This window comes from Neoroseomonas rubea (assembly GCF_016106015.1).
Classification (GTDB): Bacteria; Pseudomonadota; Alphaproteobacteria; order Acetobacterales; family Acetobacteraceae; genus Neoroseomonas; species Neoroseomonas rubea.
In genome coordinates, this window is sequence record NZ_JACADQ010000636.1 from 1 (window position 1) to 1072 (window position 1072).

At 76.9% G+C, this 1072-nt stretch carries 1 protein-coding gene; it reads left to right on the top strand.

Annotation, left to right across the window (positions count from 1 at the left end; translation table 11 throughout):
• The coding region (locus HW577_RS25485) for an MmgE/PrpD family protein (protein WP_198378876.1) at positions 1-934 on the top strand (934 nt) is incomplete at its 5' end.
• Positions 935-1072: the final 138 nt, after the last annotated feature.

The following is a 1072-nucleotide window of genomic DNA, read 5'->3' on the forward strand; positions in this document are numbered from 1 at the left end:
CCTCGGCTACGAGGTCGGCGCGCGCGCCGGCGAGGCCTGGCGCATCCGGCCGGGCATGCATGTGGACGGGTCCTGGCACGGGCTCGGCGCCGCCGCCGCCGCCACGCGGCTTGCGGGTGGCGACGCGGATGCCGCGGCTCGCGCCGTGCGGCTTGCGTCCTGCCAGGTGCCTTTCGCGCTCTACGCGCCGATCGCGGCGGGGATGGACGGGCGCAATTCCTACCCGGCGCATGCGGTGCTGCTCGGCACCCTCGCCGCCGCCGCCGCGATGGCCGGGATGGACGCGCCGCAGGGCGGCTTCGCCGAGGCGCGTGCGCTGGCCCTCGGCCTCGACGCACCGGTGCAGGTGACGCCCTGCGACCGCTTCCTGATCGAGGAGGCTTATCTGAAGCCCTTCGCCGGCGTGCGCCACGCGCACTACGCCGCCGCGGCGGCGCTGTCGCTGCGCGATGCGGTCGGCGATCCGGGGCAGCTGCGCGGGCTGACGCTCGCGACCTATGCCGAGGCGCTGCGCTACGCCGCCAACCGCGCGCCGGCGCGGGCGATCTCGGCGCAGTTCAGCCTGTCCTGGGCGATCGCCGCGGCGCTGGCGCAGGGCGATCTCGGCCCCGCTGCCTACACCGATGACGCGCTGGCGGACCCGCTGCTGCGACGGCTCGAAGCCGCTGTGACGCTGGTCGAGGATGCCGCGCTGACGCAGGCGGGGCGGCGCGGCGCGACGCTGACGGCGCATCTCGCCGATGGCCGCAGCATCGTCGCGGAGGCGATGCGCGTGCCGGGCGATGCCGCGCTGCCGCTGGAGGAGGCGGCGGTGCGGGCGAAGTTCCTGCGCTATGCCGCACCGGTGGTGGGCGAGGACGCCGCGCGCGGCGCGCTGGCGGCGGTGCTCGATGGCGCCGACGCGCCGCTGCTGCCGGAGGCGCTCGCCGCCTGACGGGATTCGGCCGCGCGCCGGAACGCGCCTAGACTGGCCGCGTCGGAAAAAGGAGGCCCGCCATGCCGCACATCACCCGCCGCGCTGCGCTTGCCCTCGGGGCGGCCGCGCTCGCCGCGCTCGCCGCAGATCCGAAGA